General features: G+C 74.7%; 3 protein-coding genes. All 3 read left to right on the top strand.

Going from position 1 to position 4,553, the window contains the following annotated elements:
- Nucleotides 1-1,331 (top strand): sugar transferase (locus AN218_RS15655; RefSeq protein WP_070017501.1); only part of this gene is annotated, 1,331 nt, incomplete at its 5' end.
- Nucleotides 1,332-1,336: 5 nt separating this feature from the next.
- Nucleotides 1,337-2,833 (top strand): O-antigen ligase family protein, encoded by a 1,497-nt coding sequence (locus tag AN218_RS15650; protein ID WP_079132205.1) that lies wholly within the window; start codon nucleotides 1,337-1,339, stop codon nucleotides 2,831-2,833.
- On the top strand, nucleotides 2,830-4,553 hold a 1,724-nt coding region (locus tag AN218_RS34525; protein WP_107421467.1), incomplete at its 3' end, for a lipid II flippase MurJ. The genes AN218_RS15650 and AN218_RS34525, both read left to right, overlap by 4 nt.

The raw sequence follows: 4,553 nt of genomic DNA, 5'->3' as shown, positions 1-4,553 counted from the left end.
TGCTGGGTCCCGTCGTCGGCGCCACGCTCGCGCTCAACGCGCAGGCCGGTCTCTACCGTCCGGGCCTGCTGACGTACGCGCTCGACGAACTGCCCGCGCTGGCGGCGCGCGCCGCCGTGGCCTGGTGCCTGGCCGCCGCGCTCCTCGCGGCGTTCCACCGTTCCACCGTTCTGAACTGGGGAGTGCTGCTCACCGCCGTCGCCGCGCACAGCGCGGCCGCCGGGATCGCGCGCGCCCTGGTGCACGGCTTCCGGCACATGCGGGCCCGGCGCCGTCCGCGTCCCGCGCTGATCGTGGGCAGCGGCCGGCTGGCCCGTACGGTCGCCGGGGTCTTCGCCGAACACTCCGCGTACGGGCTGCGTCCCGTGGGCTACGTCGACCTCGTGGACGGAACGGGCGGACGCGACCGGTCCGTTCCGCACGAAGATCACGAAGGCCACGAGGGCCACGAGGGCCGCGAGGACCGGGAGAACCGCGAGGACGAGAGCGGCCCCCTGCTGCCCGTGGTCGTCGTGCTGGAGGACGTGACGCGTGCCGTCATCCAGAACACCGTCCGGGACGTGGTCTTTCTGCGCTCCCCCTGGGAGGAGCCCGAAAACGCCCTGCTGGCACGGGCGTTGGGCGAGCGCGGCGTCGCCGGGTGGCTGGTGCGCCCGGGCTGTGCGGTCGGTGTGCACGGCTCACACGAGACCGGCCCCGCACACGTCTGGGGCTTCTCCTGCCGGCGGCTGTCCCTGGAGTGCCCCGGCACCGGCTGGAGTTGGCGCAAGCGGATGCTGGACCTGGCGCTCGTCGCCCCGGCGCTGGTCCTGGCGGCGCCGCTGCTGGCGCTGTGCGCGCTGGCCGTACGGATCTCCGACGGCAAGGGCGTCGTCTTCCGGCAGGAGCGGGTGGGGCTGGGCGGCGGCCCGTTCACCCTGCTGAAGTTCCGTACGCTGCGGCCCGCGGACGAGACGGAGTCGGCGACGCTGTGGAGCGTCGCGGGCGACGACCGCATGAGCACGGTGGGCCGGTTCCTGCGCCGTACGTCGCTGGACGAGCTGCCCCAACTGTGGAACGTGCTGCGCGGCGACATGAGCCTGGTGGGGCCGCGCCCCGAACGCCCGTACTTCGTGCAGCAGTTCAGCCAGGAGCTGCCCGGCTACTCGGAGCGGCACCGCTCGCCGGTGGGGATCACCGGCCTCGCGCAGGTGCACGGCCTGCGCGGCAACACCTCGATCGAGGACCGGGCACGCTTCGACAACCACTACATCGAGACGTGGTCGCTCTGGCAGGACGTGCGGATCATGGTCCGCACCGTCATCTCGTTCTTCCGCCTCGAAGGGCGGTGACGGGCATGACGGTCACGCTGCCGGACAGCCGCCGGACCGCCCGTGCCGAGGGCGGCCCGCTCCCCAGTGACGGCGCGGGACCGGCGCACGGGACCGGGCAGGGCCCCGGTGCGTACGGAGCGACGCGAACGACGCCGTCCCGTGCGGCCGTTGAACCGGGCCGTGCGGCGGCGCATGTGCCGTGGCGGCAGTGGGCGCCCATGGCTCCCGTGCTGGCGACGGTGCTCGTGCTGTGCGTGCCCGTACAGACGGACGACGTGACGACCTCGGGACGGATCACTCCCGCAGACGCGGCCTCCCTGGTGCTGGTGGTGTGGTGCCTGGTGAGGCTGCTGCGCGGACGCGGCGGTCGGTTGACACCCTGTGCGGCGCTGGTGCTCGGGGCACCGGCCGTCGCCTTCGCGGTGGCGACCGCCGCGTCCGCCGATCCTCAGACGAGCCTGACGGGGTTCGTGCGCTACACGCAGATCTTCGTGCTGGTTCCCGGTGCGGTGCTGCTGCTTCTGCGCGGGACGCGGGACTTCCGGCTGCTGTCCTGGGCCCTGGTGGTGCTGGCGCTGGTGCAGGGCGCGGTGGGCGTCGTACAGAGCCTGACCGGAACCGGGGCGTCGTACATGGGGCAGGACGTCCGCGCCGTGGGGACCTTCGGGCCGCTCGACGTCATGGGGATGTCCACCGTGGTCTCGCTGGGTCTGGTCGCGGCGTTCGCGCTGGGTCTGGGGGGCGCGGGCGACGCCTCGCGGCGGCAGCGGACCGCCGCGCTGTGCTGCGCGGGCGCGCTGGTGCCGCCGCTGGTCCTCTCCTACAGCCGCGGCGCGTGGATCGCGACGGCCGCCGCGTGCACCGTGGTGCTGCTGCTCGCGGGCGTACGCCGGGCCGTGCTCGTGCTGCTCGCGCTGGCCGCCGCCGGGGTGGTGCTGGTCGCCGGACTCGGCGTCGGCTCGGCGATGTTCGAGGAGCGGCTGAGCAGCATCGCCGACGTGAACTCGGCACCGGACCGTTCGGTGACCGACCGCTACAGCCTCTGGTCGGCCGCGGAGGGGATGTGGCAGGAGGCGCCCGCGACCGGCGTCGGCATCAAGAACTTCCCGGCGCACCGCGACGGGCACGCCGGGCTGGGCCTCTCCTCCGGCAGCGACACCGCCGGCGCGGGCATGCAGTTCCAGAAGGAGCCGCTGCTCTCGCCGCACAACATGTATCTGCTGGTGCTCAGCGAGCAGGGGCTGATCGGGAGCGCGGCGCTGCTCGGCGGCGGGAGCGTGCTCCTCGTCCGCGGGCTGCGGCGGCTGCACGCCGCCCGCATCGCACGTCCCCCCGTCGGCTCCGGTGCCGCGGGCTGCGCGCCGGGGACGGCGGAGTGCGGACTGGCCGCCGTCGGGCTGTTCGTCTGGCAGGCCGTGGACTTCCTGTACGCGGACATCGGAGGCCCGTCCACCGTGCTGACCGGCGTCGTCCTCGGCGTCGTCTCCTGGTGGGCGCTGGCGGAGGCGCCCGCCCGATGACGGAAACGCACCCCTCCCGCACCACCGCCGCGCAGGACGCGTCGCCGTACGAGGGGACGGACGGCGCGCCTGGCGGCGGTCCCCTGGGCGCCAGCGGCACAGACACCGGCACCGGCGGCGGTGCGGCTCCGCTGCTGGGCGGCTTCCTCGCCCGCGCCGCCGTCGTCACGGCGGCCCTCACCGCGGCGGGCGCCCTCTTCGGTCTGCTGCGCGACCAGACGATCGCCTCGCTCTTCGGCGCCGACGCCGACACCGACGCGTTCCTCGTCGCCTGGACCGTTCCCGAACTCGCCGCGACGCTGCTCATCGAGGACGCGATGGCGCTGATCCTCGTCCCGGCCTTCAGCCTCGCCCTCTCCCGGCGGGCCGCGGATACGGCCGGCTCCCGTACGGAGAACGGGGGCGGGAACGGGGACGGGGACGGCCATGGAGCGGGCGGCGGCGCCGAGCCGTCCGACGACCCCGTGCTCAGCGTCGTACGCCGTACCCTGCCGAGGCTGCTGCTGGGACTGACCGGGGCCGCCGCCCTGATGCTGCTCGCGGCGCCGCTGCTCGTACGGCTGCTGGCGCCCGGGCTGCCGGACGCGCGGACGGCCGTCGACTGCATGCGGCTGACGTCGCTGACCGTGGTGACGTTCGGCCTCGCCGGCTACTTCAGCGCGGCGCTCCGCGCACACCGCCGCTTCGTCGCGCCCGCGGCGATCTACCTCGCTTACAACGCGGCGATCATCGCGGTGACCTTCGCCGGGCACACCGCGTGGGGCGTACGGGCGGCGGCCGCGGGCGTCGCGGTGGGCGGCGCCATCATGGTGCTGGTCCAACTGCCGTCGTTCGTACGGGAGTTGCCGTCCCGGAGGCGGCGGACGCACCCGCGTACGAAGGTGCCCGCGCGAACCCCCGCCCCCGTGGGCGGCGGTGGCGACGACGCACCGCCCGCCCCGGCAGCGCCCGCCCCTCCCGCGAGCCCCGCCCGGACCCCGTACGGCGGACGCGGCCGCATCGCCCTGCTCGGTCTCGGGACGCTGGCACCGGTCGTGACCTTCGCCGTCAGCCGCCAGGCGCAGGTGCTCTTCGAGCGCTACCTGGCCTCGCCGCTGCCCTCCGGGGCCATCTCGCACCTCAACTACGCGCAGAAGGTCGCGCAGATGCCGATGGTGCTCTCGCTGATGGTGTGCACCGTCACCTTCCCCGTCGTCGCGCGGGCGATGGCCGACGGCGACCAGCGGCGCGCACGGATGCGCGTGGAACGCGACCTGGCGCTGGTCGGCATCGTCGTACTGCTCGGCGCCGCGTACGTCATCGCCTGTGCGCCGCAGCTCGTCGAACTCCTCTTCCAGCGCGGCGCGTTCGACGCCCGCGACACCGCGGACACGGCGTCGGTGATGCGCGTCTACAGCCTCGGGCTGCTCGGCCACAGCCTGGTGGGCGCGCTCGTCCGCCCGTTCTTCGCCGGTACGCGGCCCACCTGGTATCCGGCGGCGGTCATGGCGATCGGACTGCTCGTCACCGTGGCCGGAGGCGCGCTCGCCGTGCGCGCGTGGGGAGTTCACGGCATCGCCGCCGCCAACGCCGCCGGAATCCTGACCACCGCGCTGCTCCTGCTGCACGGTCTGGGCGCGCGCGTGGTGGCCATCGACGTACGCCGGGTCGCGGCCGGTCTCGCCCGACTGGTGCTGGCCGCGGCCGCCGCCACCGGGGCGGGCTGGGGCGCGGCGCTGCT

Source organism: Streptomyces nanshensis (assembly GCF_001751255.1).
GTDB classification, from domain to species: Bacteria; Actinomycetota; Actinomycetes; order Streptomycetales; family Streptomycetaceae; genus Streptomyces; species Streptomyces nanshensis_A.
Note: the sequence above shows the minus strand (reverse complement) of the source record. Positions and strands in the feature narration are given on the sequence as shown.